Below are 21,833 nucleotides of genomic sequence, written 5' to 3'. Positions count from 1 at the left end.
GACATAGTGCAAGCTATGCCTTAGTTTTGTTGTACTGCTCTGTGCATTATAAATGCAGGTCAATGCTCATGTTGAGGATTGACCTGCATTTTTTTGTGTAAAAAGGACGAGTGAAATATAATGCTTAAAAAATATTGGATAAAATGTCCGATTTGTAACGGAAAGACGAGAGTTCAAGTATTTCATAATACTGTATTAAAAGATTTTCCTCTTTTCTGCCCTAAATGCAAATTGACGCATATCATTGATGTAGAAAAATTAGAGATTGTAATCAAAAATACAGAAAAACAAACTTTTATTATTTAGAAGAAAGGATATAAAAATGAAACGTTTACCTAAATATACGCCTGCGGAAGTACGGAATGATCCATACGGATTTACTTACAAAGAAATGTCGGAAGTTATTGGCGAGAATGAAGCAAAAGCCTTATATGAAGAATTATATAAGCAATTACCACGCAAAAAAAATCTATCAATGTTGGTAAAAAATATTTGCAAAAGCAGTGATACTGAAAAGTATGTTTACGAACTGAAAGACAACAAATACATTGAAACGGTTTTTATCAAGCGGCGAGATGGTGGAACTGTTTGCGTGAGCACACAAGTCGGTTGTCCTGTTGGTTGTATTTTTTGTGAGTCCGGGCGAAATGGCTTTGTTCGTAATCTAACATCGTCAGAAATCGTACAACAGATTATATTGTTGCGTCGAAAAGTAAACCGTATCGTTTTTATGGGTATGGGAGAGCCTTTATTCAATTATGACAACTTGATAAAAGCAATCCATATTCTCCGAGATAGATATGGGCTCAACTTTCCAACCGACGGCATTACCATATCAACAGTTGGTCCGGTCGATCAATTAAAAAAATTGCGCGAGGAACATCTTAAAATTCAGTTGACAATATCTTTACACGCAGCAACACAATCTGCAAGAAATCGTATTATTCCTCACATGCGCATATATGCTATTGAAGATGTTGTTAAGCAAGCCTTATCCTATTCTGAAAGGCATAATCGCAAAATTGTCTTTGCGTATTTGCTTTTACCGGGTATAAATGACCGGCCCTCAGATGTAAGACAACTTGCAAAATGGTTTCGGGGCAAAAAAGTTATGATTAACGTGTTACAATACAACCCAACAAGCAATTCAAGAATTAAAGCACCACAGAAACGGGAAATAGTTGCATTCAAACATCAATTAGAGCAAGCAGGACTTGAAGTTACTATGAGAGTTTCTCATGGCAGAGAGATTAACGCGGCTTGTGGACAGTTAGCTAACACATATAATAAATTCAAAAAAAAATGATTAAAAGTGCCAGACGCATAGACGCAGAGCCGATAACGCATTAGGTCAAAAAACCTATGTGTTATCGGCTTTTTTATTTAATATTGCGCAAAAGCCGCTGTTCCCTATTATAGAATGGATTGCGGGTAGTGTATTAAAGTCGCCCTTTTTTAAGGATACGGCGGTATCGGGGAGGTATCGCCGTGTCCATTTTTATTTACTGTAACCCGCCTAATGCTTTGCGGTCAAAAAAAGCTATGCTCCGCAAGCGGGATATTCCGGCTATGAATGTGAACTGTCAATACATTTAGCTACTGCTTACATTTCCTTTGCGCCCGTCCGCGTCTTGCGGACGGGCGCATTTTGCTTTTTTCAACTTTTTTCTGAAAAGCGCACTCAAGAGCCATCTCCCGAACGGGTACGGAGCGAAAGGGGCAGAGAGGACAAGCCCTTAACTCCCGTCCTCTACTCCACGCGGGAAGGAGGTGAACTCTATGGAGCTATCTTCTTCCGACAAGGAAAGAATACAACATCAGTACGACGCATTAGCAAAGAAAACTTTGGTCGGCGAAGCGAAAAGCCACCGCCGCACTCTTGCGAAACGCGCAGCACGCGAAGTTACTTTTTCGGATTTGAGCGAAAGCGAACTCGCGCAGCTTTTCACAACGGACGAATACGAAAGCGATTATTTCCGTTTTCAAGTGTCCGGCTTTGATGTACTCGTCAAAAATGAACTGCTTGCCGAAGCCCTTAACGCTTTGCCCGAAAGGAAACGCGACATTATCCTTTTGTCCTACTTCTTGGATATGAGCGACGCGGAAATTGGCGAACTGCTGAATGTTGTACGCACGACGGTTTTCCGGCACAGGAAATCCGCGCTTGCGAAAATCAAACAGTATTTGGAGGGAAAAGCAGATGATGAATACCGTTAGGAAATCTGAAAATCTGTTGCCGTTCCCTGTCATTTCCGCAGCGGCAAACGGCGACACAACCGCCATGTGCGCGATCTTGAAGCATTACGAGGGTTACATAGCGAAACTTTGTACCCGCACGCTGAAAGACGACGCGGGCAATACCTATTCCTATGTGGACGAGGAAATGCGTAACAGGCTGCAAGTGCGCCTTATTACCCGCACCCTTGCTTTTCATGTAGGATAATCTTTTAGCCCATGCGGGGAGCGTGTCCCCTTTCCACGATTCCCGTTATGGGCTATTTGTCGTTCCGCAAAAGCATATCCGCTGTTGATGTGCTTTTGCAGGCCGACAAAGCCTATTGTAACTTGACAAAGAAAGCGACCTTTGGTGCGCAGCATAACAGGCAACGGGTACATTCCGTCTGTATCGAGCCAGTCGGCGGGTACGCCATGACAGCTTTTCCCCTACGGGGAAAAGTCGAGCGACAACTACCGCGCCGTAAAACAGGTTTAGCAGCTTGTGGGCGACGACATACAAGGCGGCACAATGATACTCCCGCGTTGAACACCCTCAAAGTATTGCGCGGCGCACCCATAAGCATGGGCCGGGGTGAAACTCCCGTGAGGTTGCAGCTAACAACCGCCCGTTTCAGCCTTATTTCTCATATCGTACAAGCCGGAGCGCATATTCTGTACTATGCCGCTAACCGGGAGGGAAAGAAGATGATTACCAAGTTACAACTTCAACAAATGAGAAATGTTGATATTACACAGGTTGACCGCAGCACTTTGGTTGATATTCGTAATATCCATATTGACAGTTCTTTGCCAGCAGCAAAGAAAATGCAAAGCTACTTTGAGCAGATTGTAAATCCATACTGTTTTCTTTGTGGTGATACACCCGTAAGAATACGGTTTGTCGCAGAGGATAGAACGCTAAAGCAATCATTGTGTGATTACTTTTTAAGTCTGAAATAACCGCCGACTTTCCCTAACTCTACGGGTAAAGACCTTGTGATTACGGGGCGAAAATGGTATAATTAACTCGTAATTATAGGGGGAAAGGAGGTATAATGCCCCGCATACGCAAAGACAAAATGGCACGCAGTTATGCAGAGCCGTTTTGGAAAATTGGGCTATACATTCGACTATCCAGAGAGGACGACAACGAGGACGAAAGCGAGAGTGTTATCAACCAAGAAAAGATACTCCGCGACTTTGTAGACAGCTATTTTGAGCCGGGAACCTATGTGATTGTAGACGTGTTTGCCGACGACGGATTGACAGGCACCGACACAGCGCGACCAAACTTCAAACGGCTTGAGGGCTGCATTGTCCGCAAAGAAGTAAACTGCATGATTATCAAATCCCTTGCACGCGGTTTCCGCAACCTTGCCGATCAACAAAAGTTTTTGGAGGAGTTCATACCCATTCACGGCGCAAGGTTTATTTGCACAGGCACGCCATTTATTGACACTTACGCTAACCCCCATTCTGCAAGCGGTCTTGAAGTACCTATTAGGGGAATGTTCAATGAGCAGTTTGCCGCGACCACTTCCGAAGAAATCCGCAAAACATTCAAGATGAAACGGGAGCGCGGCGAGTTCATAGGCGCGTTTGCCCCTTATGGCTACAAGAAAGACCCAAACGACAAAAACAGCTTGATTGTAGATGAAGAAGCAGCGGAAGTTGTCAAAAGCATTTACCATTGGTTTGTCAATGAGGGGTACAGTAAAATGGGGATTGCAAAGCGGCTTAACCAAATGGGAGAGCCGAACCCCGAAGCCTATAAGAAGAAAAAAGGCTTTAAGTATAACAACCCTAATTCCGACAAAAACGATGGTTTGTGGTCTGCCAGCACGATTGCAAGGATATTGCAAAATGAAGTTTATACGGGCGTAATGGTGCAAGGCCGTAACCGCGTAATAAGCTACAAAGTACACAAGCAGATCAACGTCCCCGAAGAAGAATGGTTTGTCGTCCCCAACACACACGAAGCGATTATTGACAGGGAAACATTCGAGAAAGCGCAAGCCCTACATAAGCGCGACACAAGGACAGCCCCCGGCAAACAGGAAGTCTATCTCATGTCCGGCTTTGTCCGTTGCGCGGATTGCAAAAAGGCCATGCGGCGCAAAACCGCCCGTGATATTGCCTACTACTCTTGCCGTAGCTACACCGATAAGAAGATTTGCAGCAAACATTCTATCCGGCAAGACAAGTTGGAAAACGCGGTATTGGCAGCGTTGCAAATGCAAATTGCCCTTGTAGATCGGCTTGCAGAAGAAATTGAACGGATTAACAACGCGCCTGTTATCAACCGGGAAAGCAAGAGATTATCCCATTCCTTGAAACAGGCAGAAAAGCAGCTAAAACAGTACAATGACGCTTCCGACAGCTTGTACCTTGATTGGAAAAGCGGTGAGATTACCAAAGAGGAATATCGCCGCTTGAAAGGCAAGATTGCAGAACAGATACAACAGCTTGAAGCGAACATCTCCTATCTGAAAGAGGAAATGCAGGTAATGGCTGATGGTATCGGAACCGACGACCCGTATCTAACCGCCTTTCTGAAATACAAAAACATTCAGAGCCTTAACCGCGGGATTATGGTTGAACTCGTAAAAGCGGTTTGGGTGCATGAGAACGGGGAAATAACGGTTGACTTCAATTTTGCCGACGAGTACCAGCGAATTATTGATTACATTGAGAATAACCACAACGTTATCCGAGTGATTGAGAACAAGGCAATCTAACGGCTTGCCTACTCAACACAAAGGAAAATCTAATGTTGTGCATAAATACACGGCTCTACTGGACCTACTGGAGCCACCGGCCCTATCGGGGCCACCGGAGTCACTGGAGCAGCAGGAGCGACCGGCCCTACCGGAGCCACCGGAGTCACTGGAGTGGCAGGAGCGACCGGCCCCACCGGAGTCACCGGCCCTACTGGACCTACCGGAGCCACCGGAGCCACCGGCCCTACCGGGGCCACCGGAGTCACTGGAGCGACCGGCCCCACCGGAGTCACCGGCCCTACTGGACCTACTGGAGCAGCGGGAGCGACCGGCCCCACCGGCCCCACAGGTATTGCAGGCAGTTCTGCAATCATCCCATTCAGTTCAGGCATTCCGCTGTCACTCACAACAATTGCGGGTGGTTTGGTTGGAACGCCGGGCTTTGTGGGCTTTGGATCTTCCGCACCGGGAATCAGTATTGTGGGAGGAGTGATCGACCTTACAAATGCAGCGGGCACATTGACTAACTTTGCATTTTCAATGCCAAGGGATGGTGTGATAACCAGTATGTCCGCATTCTTCAGTACAACAGCGGCTTTAAGCCTTGTTGGAAGTTCAATTACGATTACCGCCCAGTTGTACAGATCCGCCACACCAAATAACAGCTTTGTAGCTGTTCCGGGAGCGGTAGTGACCTTGGCGCCGGCTCTTACAGGCATTCTGGCAATTGGAACATTATCTTCCGGTACAGTAACCGGCCTTTCAGTAACTGTAACAAATCAGACCCGTTTGCTTCTGGTCTTCACAGCCACGGCATCCGGTCTGGCACTGGTGAACACAGTGGCCGGGTATGCAAGTGCAGGTTTGGCTATTTCATAGACCTGTGCAATGAACATTTTAAATAGATAGTCTGATCATGTGGGAAAATCCAAATTATGGGTTTTCCCATTTTTCCATGGAGGAATTACTGTGGCGGAAGGATTCCTCCCGTGAACCCCTTCTGGAGAAGATCATCCTGTAAAAGGGGTTCCTAACAGAACACACGTGTCCATTAAAAACAGGCTGCCACTTCAGCGGAATGGATCAGCTGGAATGACAGCCCATAGCATCAATAATCCAGGGTGTTAGGATCTTCGCCACAGCAGAGGACTTGTTCCAATGCGTGGAAATCTTGCCTACTTACTGGTGTTGATCTTTTTTTCTGCTAATGCAATGATCTGGTACAATACTCCTGACACAATGCACAGGATCACAATGGAGGTAACCACCATTGTCATGGCAAAGGTCTGTGATCCATAGGTGATGAGATATCCCAGGCCTGCTTTGGCGGATAGGAATTCACCTGATGGTGTTATAATAGGGCTGAAGCGACTGGACAAGTATAGCCTCTGATTCCCTTTCAGAAAGTACTTGCTATATAATCCGGCAAGTGCCCCAAAGCAAAGCAACAGGCTCCGAAGAGCCTGTTGTCTATTGTGTCTCTCATATCTTATCTATCTTATTGTTCATTATGCGGCTAACCAGGTAAACCACAAAAGGGAATTACAGATAAATGACCGCACAAAGAACGGTTGTTACGATTCCAAAAAGAACTACTAACGGAAGACCACACTTTACGAAGTCCTGGATGGTATATCCGCCGGCTTCCATAACGATCAGGTTATTTCCAGCGCCAAATGGGGATGCGAACACACCGGATGCACAGATGCTGACAACCATTGCGCCTGCAAGAGGATTGATTCCAGCTGCCTGGCAAAGCATAAGGGCAATTGGAAGAACCAGTACAGTTGCAGAGGAGTTCATCAGGAACTGAGTGATCAGCAGCTGAAGGGCAGCAATACCGCCAAGCAGTGCGATGGGAGAGAAGCCTGCAAGAACAGGTGATAACTGGGTTACAAAAAATTCAGCTGCTCCTGTGCTGACAAGTGCCTTACTAATTGGGAAAACGCCTCCCACAAGGAATACGGAAGAAACCGGGATTGCCTTAATAGCCTCATCCATGGTAATACATCCTGTTAAAACAACAAGCACAGAGCCGATAACACCAGCCAGCATGATCGGAATAACTTCGGTTGCCATTGCAAGAATTGTAAATACGAAAATAGCTGCACAGTAAGGCATCTTTTTCAGATTGTAATCTTTTGTCCCATCCACGGTGACATTGATATCCCTGTTTGGAAGCAGCTTAACGCCGATAAACATCATGTATAAGATACCAACGATCAGTAAGGGAACACCAATCAGTGAGTACTCGAAAAAGCCAAACTCGCGAAGTCCGTTATCCTTTAAAATACCGTTTGCAACAATGTGGGGCGTAGTACCTGCAAGCGTGATACATCCGCCCAGTGAGGCAAAATAGGAAAGCGCAAGTAAAAGTCTTGACCTTTTAATGCCGGCCTTCTCAGCCATGGAGCTAACAATTGGCATCATACAGGCTGTGGAACCAGTATCATTCAGGAATGCAGAAATACCGCCAGCCACAATACCGGTTCCTGCAAGCAGGCCTTTTTCATTTTTACCCAAAACCCCGATAATCTTTGTGCCAAGAAAATCAGCAAGCCCTGTCTTAAAAAATGCAGAACCAATGATACAGAAACAGATCATAAAAATGGATGTGGAGTTGGTGAAATCAGCAAAGGCAGTGTCCGCCTTAATGATTCCAAAAAGCGCAAGAACGGTGGGAACCAATGCTCCGGTGATAATAATGGGTATTGGTTTGAAAACTAAAAGTAAGATAGTGATAACAAATACTACGCAGGCGATAGTTGCTTGTACAGACATAGCATAACCCTCCTCTTATTGTCTTAACTATTTGATCAGGCCTTGACGTAAAACAGGGATCGACCTGGATTTATCCTCTTGTACATTTGTCAAGATGGATCAGTCAGATCCTCAGGATAAATGGCTGATCTTTTAATTGCATTATGTACCATGGTACTTATGAAGCATCAATCAACATAAGATTGTATTTCTGGAAATAACACTCTCATTTTTCTTTGCAGGTTAACCGTCTTTTTTCCCATATTTGCCATAAAGCAGCGGTACATTTCCTGATCGGCAACCTACGGATGATCCGGAATCTCCCCTTTCGGATCATCCTTAAGCTTGGTATGATATTTTCCAGAAACAAACTCCTCCTTTCAATAAAATTTGACACTTCCATTAAACAACTCTTGAAAATTTATTTACTACTAGATAATAACACTAATAAAATTGAAAAAAAAGCAGAAAATTTAGACACATTGTATCTAAAAAAGTGACGTCAAAAAAAGGCAATTAAACATTGCCTTTAGTTGAGCTGTATTTATTGAAAAAAATATGGTATATTTTCCCTGCAAAAACTAATAAAATGCGCGGTAGCAGATGATAACGGATACTCGGTTGATACGATCACATACCGGTCTGCGCTGACATTTCCGCTTTCTTCTCCTTCAATGTCTACAAGAGGGCGCACAAAGACATCTTGTGCCGCCAGGTCTTTTACATCAGATATGCAGACGATCCCAATCCCTGCCATGGCCTGGGCCAGCATGACAGTATAGAGCCTTGAGCCTGATACACAGGCAATGTTCGGATGAACCCCAAGCTTTTGAAAGGATAGCTGTAAAACATTTTCAAAGGTTCTGGGGATAGCAAGAGGGATATTATCTAAATCCCGTATAGATACCGTATCAACATCTTCTGATATCCATGGGTTGCCTTTTGCGCAGCAGACATGAAATTTCTGTTTGATCACCAATTCTTTCCTGACTAACGGGGGCAGGGCCTTCTGTTGTCTGACAAAGCCCACATCGATCTTATTCTGTACTAAAAGCTCTGTGATCTCCTCAGACGGCCGTTCAAAGATACTGTATCCGATCCGTGGATGGGCGACTTTAAAATTTGTCAGTATATTATTAAGCACAAAATCAGGATGCGCCATGGTAAGTCCGATCCTTACCGTTCCGGCCACACCGTTTAATAGGCAATCAATATCTCTGTGGGCAGTTTCTTCATGGCGTATGATCTGTTTTGCAATTGAATATAGAATTTTACCCGATTCCGTTAATTCCAATCTTTTTGATTTCCTGATAAAAAGTGGTGCATTATATTCTTCTTCCAATAGCTTTACCTGATTAGACAGCGCAGAACGTACGATATGTAATTCTTTTGAGGTTTGGGTCAGTGTTCCATAATCTGCAATCATTATAAAATTTTTATAATACTCAACATTCATACTTATTTACATGATGTTTATAAAGGCAAAACATCATAACCTCCTTGTGATCTGTCGTAATAATCCTCCATCAAGATTTCCTTCAAGTGATATGCAGTAATTGTTAGATTTTGCTAGAATATAACAAATAAAACACTAAATTATAGTTATATAAATAATATTAACAGAAAAATAGGGTGATTTCAAGAATTTAACAGTTTCTTAACGGCTCTCAACCAGCTGGAGATTTATGGAGGCTACCGTCCGCCTTAATGACGGAAGGATGCCTCCATAAAATGTTAACTGGCATGAAATGCTGTTATAGGACAATGATTAAAAATCATATAATGGATAAATGGTATTTTGAGAAGGAAATGCAGATGAATGTTGACAAAAGCAATGAGACTGCAGCGGATAACAATAGCCTGGCAGATATATTATCTGTGGACATTGACCGATCAATGCCCCAGGATGCAAAAATACAGGATTTTATACAAAAAATCGGGAATCCGTATTGTTTTAAATGCAGAGACACGGTCGTTACGGTCCGGTTTTCCGATACGGAATATACGTTTGAGGATGGTGTGATCCAATACCTAAAAAACAAAATGCTGTAGATTTAGGGGTGTTTTTTATGTTTCAGACGATCTATCGGGCGTTTCTTTATTATCGCCTGTCTAAAGAGGATGATTTAGAGGTTAGCCGCAAAAACTCCGCGCAAAAAATCAAAGATGAGAGTAACAGTATAACCAACCAAAGAGGCCTGGCACACAATTTCCTGCAGAATCACAGGGATATTTTGCTGGTAGATGAATTTTCAGATGATGGTTATACCGGGCTGGATTATGAGCGCCCGGGTTTTCAGAAAATGATGGCCCAGATTAAAAAAGAGAAGATAAATTGTTTGATTGTAAAGGATTTTTCCAGACTGGGGAGAGATTATCTGGAAAACTGCCGCTATATTGAACGGATATTTCCTCAAATGGGAATCCGCTTCATCTCAATTAACGATGGTTATGACAGTGCCGCAGAGCGTATGCCGTCCGATCATATTATTGTCCCGTTTAAAAATCTGATGAATGAAACTTATTCCAGGGACACTTCTGTGAAAATACGCAGCCATATGCTGGTAAAGCGTGAGGAAGGTGATTTTATCGCCCCCTTTGCTGTCTATGGTTATAAAAAGGATAGGGAAAATACCAATTTGCTGATCCCCGATCCCTATGCTTCAAAGGTGGTGGCGGAGATATTCTGCATGAAGATAAAAGGGATGAGCCAGAAGGGCATCGCGGACCACTTAAACGATCAGGGGATCCTGCCCCCGTTAGAATATAAGGCATATACGGGAAGCCGGTTTAGGACCTCGTTCAAGCGCAAAGACAAGCCGGAGTGGAGTGAAAATATGATCGCCCGTATTTTGTCCAACCGCGTATACACAGGAGTCGTAGAGCAGGGAAAGGTGAAAAAGGTAAACTATAAGACAAACAGGAGAAAAGCTGTTCCAAGAAAGGAGTGGATTGTTTGCAATGATAAACACCAGCCTGTTGTTGACAAATTTGTTTTTGATATTGTTCAGCATTTACTGGAAACAGATACCAGGGTAGCGCCCGGACGGGAGGTGCTGTATCCCTTTTCAGGGTTGCTGTATTGTGCCGACTGCAAAATGCCCATGATCAGGAAACGAGATATACAGGGCGCCAAAGAGTATATTTATTATATTTGCAGCAGCTGGAAAAACAACGGCGGGTGCAGCAGCCATCGGATCAATGAAAAGGTGCTCAGTGAAGCGGTTTTAGCCACATTGCAGATGTATATGAACGTGATCCTGGATTTGGAACAGGCTTTATCAAAATTAAATTGCGATCAAATCAGCAAATATAAAATGGAACAAATACAGCAGGAATCAGAACTTGTACATGAGTCGGAAAAGAGGGTAAAACAATCCGCACGCGGTCTCTATGAAGACTTTAAAGGCGGAATTTTAAATGAGGAAGAATACAGGGAATTTCAAACGCTATATCGCACGGAAGAGAGGAATTTAAAAACAAAAGCCAAGAGCCTGCAAAAAAAGCTGGACAGTTTTGCTATAAACGCAAAAACGCAGATCAGCCGGATCAACTGGTTTAAACAGCATGGAGGAATAGCAGAATTGGACCGTGCGATCCTTGCACTGCTGATCCGAGATATAAAAATATCGGATGGCCATTCTCTTACAATAACATTCAACTGCCGGGATGAGTTTGAGGATTCAATAAAGCGGATAAAAGGGGAGGTGGGAGAGCATGGCAAGAAAGAGTAAAAAAAATAAAATGCCCCAAGATGAGGAAATGCCGAAGCGATGGCGAACAGGCTCCTACTGCCGGCTGTCAGATGATGACCGGTCAGGCAACATAAGTAACTCCATTGAAAACCAAAGCATTCTTAACCGGGAGTATATCAGCAAGTGTCCGGATATGATATATGTTGCGGAGTTTATTGATGACGGCAAAAGCGGAACGGATTTTTCACGGGAAGGTTTTGAAAACATGATGAAAGAGATCATGGAAGGCCATATAGACTGCATTGTTGTGAAAGACCTTTCCCGCCTGGGCAGAAACTATATTGACACAGAAGATTACATTACCAAGATATTCCCGTTTCTGAATACCCGGTTGATCGCCATCAATGATGATATAGATACCGCTGCACCTGAATTTGAGGAGAAAATGCTTCAGATGCGTCTTAAAAACCTGATAAATGACTTGTATGCGAAACAGGTTTCTCAAAATGTAGGTCAGGCATTTGACAAGTTGGGTGAAAAAGGGATGTTTCACGGGCCTGTGCCTCCCTATGGTTATCTGATCAACAATGACGATCCAAAGAAGCGCTTCCTGGTTATTGATAAGGCGGCAGCAGATGTGGTAAGAGAAATATTCACACGTTACTTAAAAGGTGACAGTCTTTACGCTATTACGAAATACTTAAATGAAGATCATATCCTGCCTCCCATGCGGCATTTCAGTGATTTGGGGTTATTCAGGTCAAACCGGCATGTAAAAGAGTCTAAATGGTATAAATCCACTGTAAGGTTGATTTTGGAGAATCCGGCATATTGCGGATGTTTGGTCAAACGAAAACATAATGGTTCACTGTACAAAGGAATTCCCCATCATAAAATTCCAAAGGAGGAATGGGGCTTAATTTATGACAGGCATGAGGCAGTCATTTCCGTGGCCGAATATAATGCGGCCCGGAAATTGTTAGAAACCAGGAAAATAGAAAGTGAAAAAAGGGAAGCAGCATCGGCATCTGCTAGAAAAAAAAATATATATGCGGGGAAGATGAGGTGCGGCTGCTGTGGAAAGCCCCTGATGAGAAGTTATTATTTAAACCGAAAGGGGGAAAGGAATTATTACCAGTGCTGTGAAGGGTACAAGTATAAGAGTACTGCTGGAATATGCAAACAGTGTTATATGAATGAAGATCCATTGGGGAAGATGATATCACGATTATTAACTGATTATACGGAGCTTTTTACGGAAAAGGCACGTATAAAAAATGCCTTGGCCCTGGACATAGGGCTGAAGAAAGATACAGACAGGATCGGCCAAAGGATTTTAAACTTAGAAAACATCAAAAGTCAGATGATGGAAAAGCGAAGGAAACTATATTCTGATTTAAAACAAGGTGTTATTGATAAAGAGGAGTATCTTTATGCAAAGAAGGAGTATGAAAATGAGGAAAGGCGGGCAGATGAACAGATAGACAGCATGAGGCAAGAAATGAAAAACATAGAAAAAAAGAAGACGTTGATCAACCGGTGGCAGACATATTTTGAAAAAGCTGTTTGTGAAAATGTGTTATCAAAAGAGCTTATAGATGGTTTTATATCAAACATAACTGTTATTAACTCCTCGCACATAGAAATCAGATTTGCATTCCAGGACATTTTTTGCAGGTCGTTTTCCCAGTCTGAGCGGGGCAGGGAGGCGGTCCATGGATAAACGGTATCTGATCAATTATCTGCGCTTGTCAAAAGGAGATGTGGAAAGGCGGGATGAGAGCAATAGCATAACCAATCAAAGAAGGATTCAGGATGAGTACATAAAGAACCATATACAGCTTCAGACATATGCCAGACTGGAATTTGTTGACGATGGATACAGCGGAACCAACTTTGAACGGCCTGGAATCTGCAAGGTCCTGGAGTTAGTGAGAGGCGGTAAAGCGGCCTGTATCATAGTGAAGGACCTTTCCAGATTTGGAAGGGAATATATTGAGGTCGGGTATTACTTGGAACATATTTTTCCCGCCCTGGGGGTACGGTTTATTGCCATCAATGATCAGTTTGACTCTGATGATTTCCAAAATGAGGTTCCGGGAATTGAAATTGCGGTTAAAAACATCATGAATAGCTATATGAGCCAGGAGCAGTCTTATAAGATAAAAAAATCCATCTATCAGCAGAGAAAAACAGGTGAACATGTCGGAGCGGGCACCCCATATGGATATAAAAAAATCCGCGGATGTGGAAATCAATTATTGGTCGACCACGAAGCTGCGTTTATTGTTCAAAGGATATTCCGTATGGCGCTGGAGGGGGATGGAAGGTCTGAGATTGCCAGAATCTTGAACGCAGAGGGTGTTCCCACACCGGGAGACTACAAACAATGTAAAAAATATCATAGGGATCCCCCTGTAAAGGAAAGGGACTGGAGCAATGCCGCAGTTTCCCATATCCTAAAAAACGAAGCTTATATTGGGACGGCGGTTTCCGGGCAGCATTACAGGCCGGAGATGGGAAAAAGATATGTAAAGGCAGCGCCGAGACAGCAATGGGAAATCATAGAAAACGCGCATCCGGCGATCATTGGCAGGGGTGATTTTCAAAAGGTACAGGAGGGGTTTAAAAAAACAGACCATACTTGATGCAGCTTATTGATATTGAGGCCAGGATCCGTTTGGTGGGCCAAAAGGATTTTCGCACCTATCCTGACACCATCACCAATGATCACCCCCACCAGACACAGGCCGATATTTACCTTCATATTGCTGATAACAAGGGGCAGGGAACCGGGCAGCAGCACTTTTAAAAGCACATCCTTGCGTTTGCCGCCCAGGGAATAGATCAGTGTGATCTTTTCCGTATCCATCTGGGAGAATCCCGTATAAAGTGTGAGGATCGAACCGAACACAGCCACGGAAACCGCTGCCACCACAATGGTCCTCATATTATTTCCCAGCCACACAATGAGAAGGGGGGCCAGGGCGGATTTCGGAAGGCTGTTTAGCAGTACCAGGAACGGTTCCAGAATCTGGGCCACGCTTTTGCTGGACCACAGAAGCAGGGCGCAGGCCAGGCCAAAAAAAGTGCAGACCGCAAAACTGATCAGTGTCTCAAGCAAAGTCACCCCTGTGTGAAGAAAAAGGCTTCCGTCCTTTGTCATGTTGAACAGGCATTTGGCGATCATGGTGGGGGAACTGAAGATAAAACTATCGATCCAGTGCATGTCAGCTGCCAGCTCCCAAAGCGCCAGAAGCAGGACTAAAAGCATGAGCCGGCAGATGGTGACCTGGCGGTGGCGGCGTATTTCACGGTCCACAAAAGCCTGCTGGGCCACGGACATTTCACAGGCTCCGCAGTCGCGGCAGCCGTGTTCCTGGATGGTGTAAGAGGGGCTATTATGATTCATATGTTTTCAGCTCCTTCCATACGGTATTAAAATAATTGGAAAACTCAGGGCAGTTGCGCCTGTCAAGGGAACGGATGCATCCATCGGGAAATTCAATGGACAATACGATCTTGACCCGGCCCGGCCGGGGGGATAATACAATAATACGGTCGGCCACGCTGATGGCCTCAGACAGATCGTGGGTCACCAGAATGGCCGTTTTATGAGTCTTACGTATGATTGAACTGATATCGTCACACACAGACAGCCTGGTCTGATAGTCCAGTGCTGAAAACGGTTCATCCAGCAGCAGGATATCAGGCTTCAGTGCCAGGGTCCGGATTAATGCAGCCCGCTGGCGCATTCCTCCGGACAATTCCGAGGGCTTTGCATATTCAAAACCCGCCAGCCCGTAGGCAGCCATCATTTCCAGCAGTTCAAGCCTGGCAGGTTCGTCCAACCGTTTTTGTATTTCAAGGCCCAGGGAAATGTTGGAGAAAATGTTGCGCCATTCAAACAAATGATCTTTCTGCAGCATATAGCCAATGGCAGAATGGGATTCGGACAGGGGGACGCCGTCCATTTTGATGGTTCCTTTTTCAGGCTGGGTCAGGCCGCTTAACATGGACAAAAGCGTGGATTTGCCACAGCCGGAGGGACCTACAATCGCAATAAATTCCCCGACAGATACGTCAAATGATATATTGGAAAGGGCCAGCGTCTCACCATCTAATGAGTGGTAGGAGTAGCTGACCCCGCTTACTTCCAGTTTGGGAATCATGAAGAAGCTCCTTTCAAATAGAAATCAATTCCTTGATTTATTATATGTAGACAAAGGGAAACCGTTCATGGGGGGAGGGGATATTGGGCATCTAAAAATAGAAGATGAGGCGTCCTGGACAATTACAATAGAAGAAAGAAAAAGCCCTTATTTCCAATCACCTGGGAATAAAGGCAAAAACACACTTCTATGATCATTGATAACTCCAGCTCACAGGAGTGGGTCTGGCGGGGTCGAATATCTCTGCAGCGTCAAACAGGTCCGTAAGCCGCTTTTTAGCCGGGTCGGTCTGTACCAGATCCTCGTAGAGACGGTAACCGTCCAGGTTTCTTCTGGCCATACGGAAATAACTGGTGCCCATCTGCATCCAGTAAGGGGTGCTGGCATCCACATTGCAGAAATAGCGGAAGCCCTTGGACTCCAGGTATTTAAAACGTGGATTGTCATCCTTGTAGGGACGCCAGTCCGCAATATCATTTCCATAAGGATAAAGAAGGATATCGGTGGGACCGATCAGGGATTCCACTTCTGCTTCCCACTTGTCCGTGTCTGTTTTAAACCTCTCTTCTGAAATGGCAAATCCATCTTCCGGATTCTTAGCAACACCCAGCTGCAGATGCCCCCAGCTGTGGGATGCCAGCTCCCAGCCATTGTCCCTCAGGCACTGGGCGACCTTGGCAGCCTGTTCCCTGTCCGCCTCATAGGTGGGACTGTCCGCGTAGGAGGAAGCAGTCCTGTAACCAAGTATCCCTTCATAGCCGGTAAATGCAATAATGGCCCGTGCGCCTTTGTAGGAGAAGTCAGGATGTTCCTGAACAAAATCCTCCAAAAGCGGCACCAGATCAAAGGAACCTGTCTGTACCGTGCCGTCATCCATGGTCATCTGGCAGGTTGGCTTGCCATCCTCTCCAATGACGATCTTGTTTGCAAAGCCATCCCCATCCATATATGGATAATAACACACGTCATCCTGGGACATGACAAATGGCTTTTTGCCCTCGGGAAGCATGATGTTTCCCTTTACAAAACGCATGTTGCCGTTCTCGTCCGCTTCCTGGTATGCGATGTCGTGGATCCGCACCAGCACATAGCCGCGGGCGTACATGGACTCCAGGATCTTTATAAATTCGTCCTTGGTGGTCATGACAGAGTTATAGCCGGCACTGTCCTTGTCCCCGTCAAATGCCTTAGCAGTATCCATGATCAGGGTATGGAAAAATACATGTGTGATGCTGTTCATATCAGCCGGCACAAGAGCTGCCTTATCCTGTTCATACCGTGCAAGAGCCTCCTGGATCCTGACCTCATTCAGATCCAGGCCGCTGTCATTGATCAGCTGAATGGCTTTGTCATAATCATATCCCATGGCGATCCTGTCAGCCTGGGCGATCATTCTGGAAATATCATCCTGGATCACTTCAGTGGGCTCTTCGGCGGAGGATGGAGGGGTGTCCTGGTTGTCCTGGGAGGAGCCGGTGTGGCCGGCAGATGCCGCTGCCTGGACAGAACTGTCCGGGCCCGAGGGCTGCTTACCTATAACAAACCGATAGAGGGCGAAAACCCCGCCCCCTACCAGCAGTGTAATTGCTAATAATACGATCAATGTGGGAAAATGCCGTGACACTCTGACCATCTGGTGCCTGCGTCTTCGTGCCTGACGGCGTCTGAAATCTGCTTTACTCATAAAACATCTCCTATAAAAAATACTTGTCTATCATTATAGCATATAAATCACAAAGTTGGTACATAGAAAGAAAAAACAAATATTGGAATTGAAATTATGGGACATAAGTGGTATGTTAAAAACAGCAAGATCAAAGGAAAAGGAGAGATGAATATGGAAGAAATGGTAAAGGATCCCAATTGCGCATATTGTATGCAGGGAGAACTGGTTGCTAAATTTGGTTATCCCGTATGTGAGATGAACACAGGAATTTTGTATGTCTTTAAGGAGCAGAGCAAGAAAGGGAGGGTGATACTGGCTCACAAGAAGCATGTAAGCGAGTTCATTGACCTGACTGACCAGGAGCGGAATGACTACTTTGCGGAGATTGCCCAGGTGTCAAGGGCTGTCCATAAGGTGTTTAACCCGGACAAGGTGAATTACGGCGCTTACGGCGATACGGGCCATCACCTGCATTTCCACATCGTGCCCAAATACCAGGGCGGAGAAGAGTGGGGCGGCACCTTTGAGATGAACAGCCAAAGGACCATGCTTTCGGACGGGGAGTATGAGGAGATGGCAGAGGCTTTAAGAAAGGCACTGAAGGAAGTTTAAAACGCCCTGCAAAAAGTACCTTTATGACACATGGTATAACATGGTTTTATGAAAATGCGGCAGCACCGGCTGATACACCATATCTCCGGAAGCTGCCGCATTTTATATGAAAAGAATATATTAACTGAGGGTCCCCTTCCCACTGGGGATATCAATCCAATTTGTCTGTCAAGGGCCTTGTTTTTAAAATATATTTTTCATTGTAGTCATTGTATATCTTCATAAAGGTTCCGGACAGGAATAAGAGCGCGATGGCATTGGGGATACACCAGAAGCCGGACACGATATCCACCACGGTCCACACCAGTTCCGGTGTCTTGCCAAGGGAGATGAACCCGGGAACCAGCCATATCAGACGGATCAGCAGTTTGGCGGCATTGGAACCGGATGCCTTTGGGAAAATGTAGAAAAAGGCGGATTCATAGTTGATCTCCCACCCGACCATGGTGGAAAATGCGAACAGGCAAAGGCACACGGACACAATGACCGGTCCGATGGATCCGTAGGTGGTGGAGAATGCGGACTGGGTCAGGGCCACGTCCTTTAAACCGCTTTGCCAGATCTCGGGACCGCTGCATATGATGGCCAGGGCTGTCATGGTACAGACCACCAGGGTGTCAATGAAAACTTCAAAGGAGCCGTACATGCCTTCCTTAAACGGATGGGGTGAGATGGCGGTCGCATGGGTGATGGGGGAGGTACCGCAGCCGGCTTCATTGGAAAAGGTGCCCCGCGCAGCCCCCTGCTTGATGGTCATGGCAACCGTGCTGCCTGCAAGTCCTCCGGTGGCGGAGAGAGGGGTGAAGGCATGGGTGAAAATGGTGGCAAGGGCCTGGGGGATCTGGGGAAGATGGGTGAGGATAATGCCCACAACCGAAATAATATAGATCAGGCACATAACAGGTGTTATCTTCTCGCAAAATTTCCCGATTCCGGAAACACCGCCTATGAGTACCATGCCGCAGATCAAAGCCGCTGCCACAATAACGACCCAGGTAGGTATCCGGAAGGCGTTATTCATTGCATTGGACATTGCAAAAGGCTGTACAAATGCAGCGGTTCCCAGGCCGCCCACGATAATGGTGATGGCAAAAAAGACAGCAAGAGGTTTCCATTTGCGTCCCATTCCGCGTTCAATGTAATACATGGGGCCTCCATAGTATACACCGTCCTCCCCTTTGATACGGTAATACTGCGCCAGAGTAACTTCCACGCATTTTGTCAGCATACCGAACAGGGAAATGATCCACATCCAGAATACGGCGCCCGGCCCGCCCACAAAGATGGCGGTGGCAACGCCTGAGATATTGCCGGTTCCCACACAGCCTGCAAGGGCAGATGAGACAGCTTGAAGGGGAGTGAGGGTTCCATCCCCCTTGACAGTGCTCTTTTTGAACATTTCCCCTGCCGTACTCTTCATAATATGTTTAAAATGACGAAATTGGAAAAAACGTGTCTTAACTGCGTATAAAAGTCCAACAGCAAAGAGCAGGATCAATACAGGCGCTCCCCAAAGAAAGGCATCAAGCTTCATTAAAAAGTTTTCCATACCTATACCTCTTTTCTTAGTAAGAATACAATTGTTCTATGATGAATGGCAACACGTTATTTTGTCAGCTGTGAAAGAATGCCGTAAAATCCCCTGCAGGCCTTTTTCAGCTGTTCTACCTCTATGTACTCATCCCTGACATGGGCCAGGCTTTCCAGTGACGGCCCAAATCCGATACAGGGGATGCCGGCTTCGCCGCAGAAATGGCTGCCGTTGGTACAGAATGAAAAGTGTGAAATGGGAGCATCGATCCCTGCTTCTTTAAGCCCTGCCAGGGCTTTTTGTACCAGCTCGTCTTTTTCATCGATCAGCCATGCAGGAAAATACCTCTTTGCCTCAATGGTTTCCCCGGTCCAGCATTGTTCCTTTCCTTCAGCCAGGAATACCCTTGCCTTTAAATCAGGAACCTTTTTCCTGGCTTTTTCAATGGCCTCCTCTACCTGGCCAAGAATGAGTGCCTCATCTTCGCCCACCAGGGTGCGCCGGTCAAATGTGGCCCGGCAGATGGAGGGAACCACGGATGCGCCTGGATAAGGGGAGGAGATGATATCGGTCAGCTCCAGAATACCTTTGCCGAGGATCGGGTGTTCATTCACCTGGATATCCCGGATGGCTTCAATGACAGCCATCATATGATACACTGCGTTTACGCCCTTTTCCGGATTGGAGGAGTGGCAGCTTTTTCCCTTTGTTTCAACCACCACCTCGGCACGTCCTCTCTGTCCGATCTTGACCGTGGTAGTGGTGGCTTCGCCGATAATGACAAAATCCGGCTTTGCATTTCGGCTGATCTCACGGGAGGATACCCCTTCAAAACATTCCTCGTGTACGGTGCAGGACACGCAGATGGTTCCTGCAAAATCCTTTCCCGTATCCTCCGCGTACTGTGCGGCTGCCGTGATCATGGCACAGACGCTTCCTTTCATATCAGAAGTACCGCGTCCATAAATCTTTCCATCCTCAATCTCAGCGGCAAAGGGATCATGGGTCCATTGGTCACGGTCAATCACATCCACCGTATCAATATGACCGTCCATCAGAATAGTCCTGCCGGGACGGCTGCCGTGGATCATGCCCAGGACGCTTCCATACTTATCAATGTTCACTTCATCAAAACCATAACTAGTCATGGTGTGTTTCATGAGTTCAGCCACCTGTTTTTCCTGGCCGGACATACTGGGGATACGGACTGCCTCCTGGCACAGGGATATTAACCGTTCTTCTTTGTTCATAGCGCATAGCCCTCACTTTCAGTGATTGTTTTTATGAAAATGCAATATTTTGTGTGCGATATATTGCATATCGAATATAGCATAGATGGGAACAAAAAGTAAAGATAAAATCATGGTAATATGTAAAAACCGTCATAACTCATAGAAGTATAGCTGAAAATATAGTCATAATACACAATAAATTACAGCTGTTTATAGGAGAAAAATAATACATAGAAATGATCGATATTTTCTTGACAGTCTTGAAAGGGAATAGTGTATGTGATATATTATATATAACGTACACATCTATGAAAAACAAAAGGAACCGATAAGGAGGAACTACCTTGCCCATACCTAAAAAAGACAGCGCCCTTCAGCGCAAATCTGCAAAGGATCTGGTATACGAAACCTTGTGTGACTGGATCATCCGCGGCGAGATGATGCCCGGTGAGAAGCTGCTGGACACGGAGCTGGCAGCCTATTTTAACGTGAGCCGGACTCCGGTGCGCGAAGCGCTTCAGATGCTGGAGACCCAAAAGCTGATCAAGGTGACTCCGGGCCGCGCCACTACGGTGGCCGGCGTGGATAAGAATGATATTGAAAAATGCTACCGCCCCCTGGCGGAAATACAGGGCCTGGCCGCACGACTGGCTGCTCCCAGACTGACAGAGGCACAGCTGGCGCGCATGGAGGAAGTACAGATGGGTTTTGAGGAGGCGTGCAGGGCGGATCAGGCGGAAAAGGCCATTCACTGTGACAACAAATTCCACGAAGTGATCCTGCGGGCAGTGGATAACGAATACATCATGGAATTTTCCCACATGCTCCTCCTCCATGTACAGCGGATCAAGTACCACTATTTTCACAGGGATATGCTGAGAAAAACCTCGGTGGAGCACCACAGGGACATCCTGAAAGCCCTGTATGACCGGGATGCGGATCTGGCAGCGGAGCTGATGCGCAGCCATTGGCTGTATGTTATGGAGCGGTGCCTGAGGGAGGTGGAAGTGGAAGGGGTGCAGTAGAACCGGAACGGAGAAAAGGATAGGGTAAAACAGATAGGGTAAAAACAGATGCGGTAAAACAATGAGAGGAACCTTTACATGCCATAGGGGATGGAGGGGTTCTTTTTTTGGAAAAATCCAATAGAGTAAGAAAATGCCGGATAAATGTAAAAATGCAGAAAGAGTAAGAAAATGCCCAAAGAAGGGGAATATGCTGTTTGTCC

Annotated in this window: 20 protein-coding genes and 1 pseudogene; 13 read left to right on the top strand and 8 right to left on the bottom strand. The window is 45.7% G+C overall.

The window, feature by feature from the left end; all coding sequences use genetic code 11:
* Nucleotides 1-120: 120 nt before the first annotated feature.
* The 7 genes from HMPREF9469_RS31125 (at nucleotide 121) to HMPREF9469_RS06155 (ending at nucleotide 5,816) form a co-directional block, all read left to right on the top strand.
* Nucleotides 121-306: a cysteine-rich KTR domain-containing protein gene (locus HMPREF9469_RS31125; RefSeq protein ID WP_003431289.1), complete on the top strand. Its 186-nt coding sequence runs from the start codon at nucleotides 121-123 to the stop codon at nucleotides 304-306.
* 16 nt (nucleotides 307-322) lie between these two features.
* Nucleotides 323-1,306 (top strand): 23S rRNA (adenine(2503)-C(2))-methyltransferase RlmN, encoded by a 984-nt coding sequence (gene rlmN / locus HMPREF9469_RS06180; protein WP_002584956.1) that lies wholly within the window; start codon nucleotides 323-325, stop codon nucleotides 1,304-1,306.
* Between the two features lie 473 nt (nucleotides 1,307-1,779).
* Entirely contained in the window at nucleotides 1,780-2,217 is a 438-nt protein-coding gene (locus tag HMPREF9469_RS06175; protein WP_002604474.1) for a sigma-70 family RNA polymerase sigma factor, read from the top strand.
* Nucleotides 2,201-2,443: a helix-turn-helix domain-containing protein gene (locus HMPREF9469_RS06170; protein WP_002604473.1), complete on the top strand. Its 243-nt coding sequence runs from the start codon at nucleotides 2,201-2,203 to the stop codon at nucleotides 2,441-2,443. The genes HMPREF9469_RS06175 and HMPREF9469_RS06170 overlap by 17 nt, the downstream gene beginning before the upstream one ends.
* A 47-nt stretch (nucleotides 2,444-2,490) precedes the next feature.
* Nucleotides 2,491-3,177: a DUF6870 family protein gene (locus HMPREF9469_RS32820; RefSeq protein ID WP_205123935.1), complete on the top strand. Its 687-nt coding sequence runs from the start codon at nucleotides 2,491-2,493 to the stop codon at nucleotides 3,175-3,177.
* Between the two features lie 95 nt (nucleotides 3,178-3,272).
* Nucleotides 3,273-4,955: a recombinase family protein gene (locus HMPREF9469_RS06160; RefSeq protein ID WP_007860184.1), complete on the top strand. Its 1,683-nt coding sequence runs from the start codon at nucleotides 3,273-3,275 to the stop codon at nucleotides 4,953-4,955.
* Between the two features lie 153 nt (nucleotides 4,956-5,108).
* Complete coding sequence (locus tag HMPREF9469_RS06155) at nucleotides 5,109-5,816, top strand: exosporium glycoprotein BclB-related protein (protein WP_007860183.1); 708 nt, start codon at nucleotides 5,109-5,111, stop codon at nucleotides 5,814-5,816.
* A 296-nt stretch (nucleotides 5,817-6,112) separates the two neighbouring features.
* Here the strand turns inward: HMPREF9469_RS06155 and HMPREF9469_RS06150 are convergent.
* The 3 genes and pseudogenes from HMPREF9469_RS06150 to HMPREF9469_RS06135 form a co-directional block, all read right to left on the bottom strand.
* Nucleotides 6,113-6,280, bottom strand: a pseudogene (locus tag HMPREF9469_RS06150) (ABC transporter permease); the annotation flags it as partial.
* 199 nt (nucleotides 6,281-6,479) lie between these two features.
* Nucleotides 6,480-7,718 (bottom strand): SLC13 family permease, encoded by a 1,239-nt coding sequence (locus HMPREF9469_RS06145; RefSeq protein WP_007860181.1) that lies wholly within the window; start codon nucleotides 7,716-7,718, stop codon nucleotides 6,480-6,482.
* A gap of 523 nt (nucleotides 7,719-8,241) precedes the next feature.
* Nucleotides 8,242-9,123 carry a LysR family transcriptional regulator gene (locus tag HMPREF9469_RS06135; RefSeq protein WP_227884119.1) on the bottom strand — a complete coding sequence of 294 codons (882 nt, stop codon included), beginning with the start codon at nucleotides 9,121-9,123 and terminating at the stop codon, nucleotides 8,242-8,244.
* A 389-nt stretch (nucleotides 9,124-9,512) separates the two neighbouring features.
* Here HMPREF9469_RS06135 and HMPREF9469_RS06130 point away from each other — a divergent pair, with 389 nt between their 5' ends.
* Genes HMPREF9469_RS06130 through HMPREF9469_RS06115 form a run of 4 tightly spaced genes read left to right on the top strand, consistent with a single transcriptional unit; the run spans nucleotide 9,513 to nucleotide 14,040 of the window.
* Nucleotides 9,513-9,749, top strand: a complete 237-nt coding sequence (locus HMPREF9469_RS06130; RefSeq protein ID WP_040415630.1) for a DUF6870 family protein — start codon at nucleotides 9,513-9,515, stop codon at nucleotides 9,747-9,749.
* A 17-nt stretch (nucleotides 9,750-9,766) separates the two neighbouring features.
* Nucleotides 9,767-11,431, top strand: a complete 1,665-nt coding sequence (locus HMPREF9469_RS06125; RefSeq protein WP_007860174.1) for a recombinase family protein — start codon at nucleotides 9,767-9,769, stop codon at nucleotides 11,429-11,431.
* A complete protein-coding gene (locus tag HMPREF9469_RS06120; protein WP_007860172.1) occupies nucleotides 11,415-13,115 on the top strand; it encodes a recombinase family protein in 1,701 nt (566 codons plus the stop codon). Before HMPREF9469_RS06125 ends, HMPREF9469_RS06120 begins: the two co-directional genes overlap by 17 nt.
* Nucleotides 13,108-14,040, top strand: a complete 933-nt coding sequence (locus tag HMPREF9469_RS06115) for a recombinase family protein (protein WP_007860170.1) — start codon at nucleotides 13,108-13,110, stop codon at nucleotides 14,038-14,040. The genes HMPREF9469_RS06120 and HMPREF9469_RS06115 overlap by 8 nt, the downstream gene beginning before the upstream one ends.
* Here HMPREF9469_RS06115 and HMPREF9469_RS06110 read toward each other — a convergent pair.
* From HMPREF9469_RS06110 to HMPREF9469_RS06095, 3 genes are all read right to left on the bottom strand, one after another.
* Entirely contained in the window at nucleotides 13,998-14,804 is an 807-nt protein-coding gene (locus HMPREF9469_RS06110; RefSeq protein WP_007860169.1) for an ABC transporter permease, read from the bottom strand. The two genes, HMPREF9469_RS06115 and HMPREF9469_RS06110, sit on opposite strands and share 43 nt — an antisense overlap.
* Entirely contained in the window at nucleotides 14,794-15,564 is a 771-nt protein-coding gene (locus tag HMPREF9469_RS06105) for an ABC transporter ATP-binding protein (protein WP_007860168.1), read from the bottom strand. Before HMPREF9469_RS06105 ends, HMPREF9469_RS06110 begins: the two co-directional genes overlap by 11 nt.
* A 193-nt stretch (nucleotides 15,565-15,757) precedes the next feature.
* A complete protein-coding gene (locus HMPREF9469_RS06095) occupies nucleotides 15,758-17,248 on the bottom strand; it encodes a polysaccharide deacetylase family protein (RefSeq protein WP_007860166.1) in 1,491 nt (496 codons plus the stop codon).
* Between the two features lie 153 nt (nucleotides 17,249-17,401).
* Between HMPREF9469_RS06095 and HMPREF9469_RS06090 the strand changes: the two genes are divergently transcribed.
* Complete coding sequence (locus tag HMPREF9469_RS06090; RefSeq protein WP_007860165.1) at nucleotides 17,402-17,842, top strand: HIT family protein; 441 nt, start codon at nucleotides 17,402-17,404, stop codon at nucleotides 17,840-17,842.
* 151 nt (nucleotides 17,843-17,993) lie between these two features.
* Here HMPREF9469_RS06090 and HMPREF9469_RS06085 read toward each other — a convergent pair whose 3' ends face one another.
* Both HMPREF9469_RS06085 and HMPREF9469_RS06080 read right to left on the bottom strand, forming a co-directional pair.
* Entirely contained in the window at nucleotides 17,994-19,391 is a 1,398-nt protein-coding gene (locus tag HMPREF9469_RS06085; RefSeq protein WP_007860164.1) for an alanine/glycine:cation symporter family protein, read from the bottom strand.
* Nucleotides 19,392-19,447: 56 nt separating this feature from the next.
* Nucleotides 19,448-20,623: a YgeY family selenium metabolism-linked hydrolase gene (locus HMPREF9469_RS06080; protein WP_007860163.1), complete on the bottom strand. Its 1,176-nt coding sequence runs from the start codon at nucleotides 20,621-20,623 to the stop codon at nucleotides 19,448-19,450.
* A gap of 326 nt (nucleotides 20,624-20,949) precedes the next feature.
* Between HMPREF9469_RS06080 and HMPREF9469_RS06075 the strand changes: the two genes are divergently transcribed.
* Nucleotides 20,950-21,630, top strand: coding sequence for a GntR family transcriptional regulator (locus HMPREF9469_RS06075; RefSeq protein WP_007860162.1), 681 nt, complete (start codon nucleotides 20,950-20,952; stop codon nucleotides 21,628-21,630).
* Nucleotides 21,631-21,833: the final 203 nt, after the last annotated feature.

This window comes from [Clostridium] citroniae WAL-17108 (assembly GCF_000233455.1).
Taxonomy (GTDB): domain Bacteria; phylum Bacillota; class Clostridia; order Lachnospirales; family Lachnospiraceae; genus Enterocloster; species Enterocloster citroniae.
Note: the sequence above shows the minus strand (reverse complement) of the source record. Positions and strands in the feature narration are given on the sequence as shown.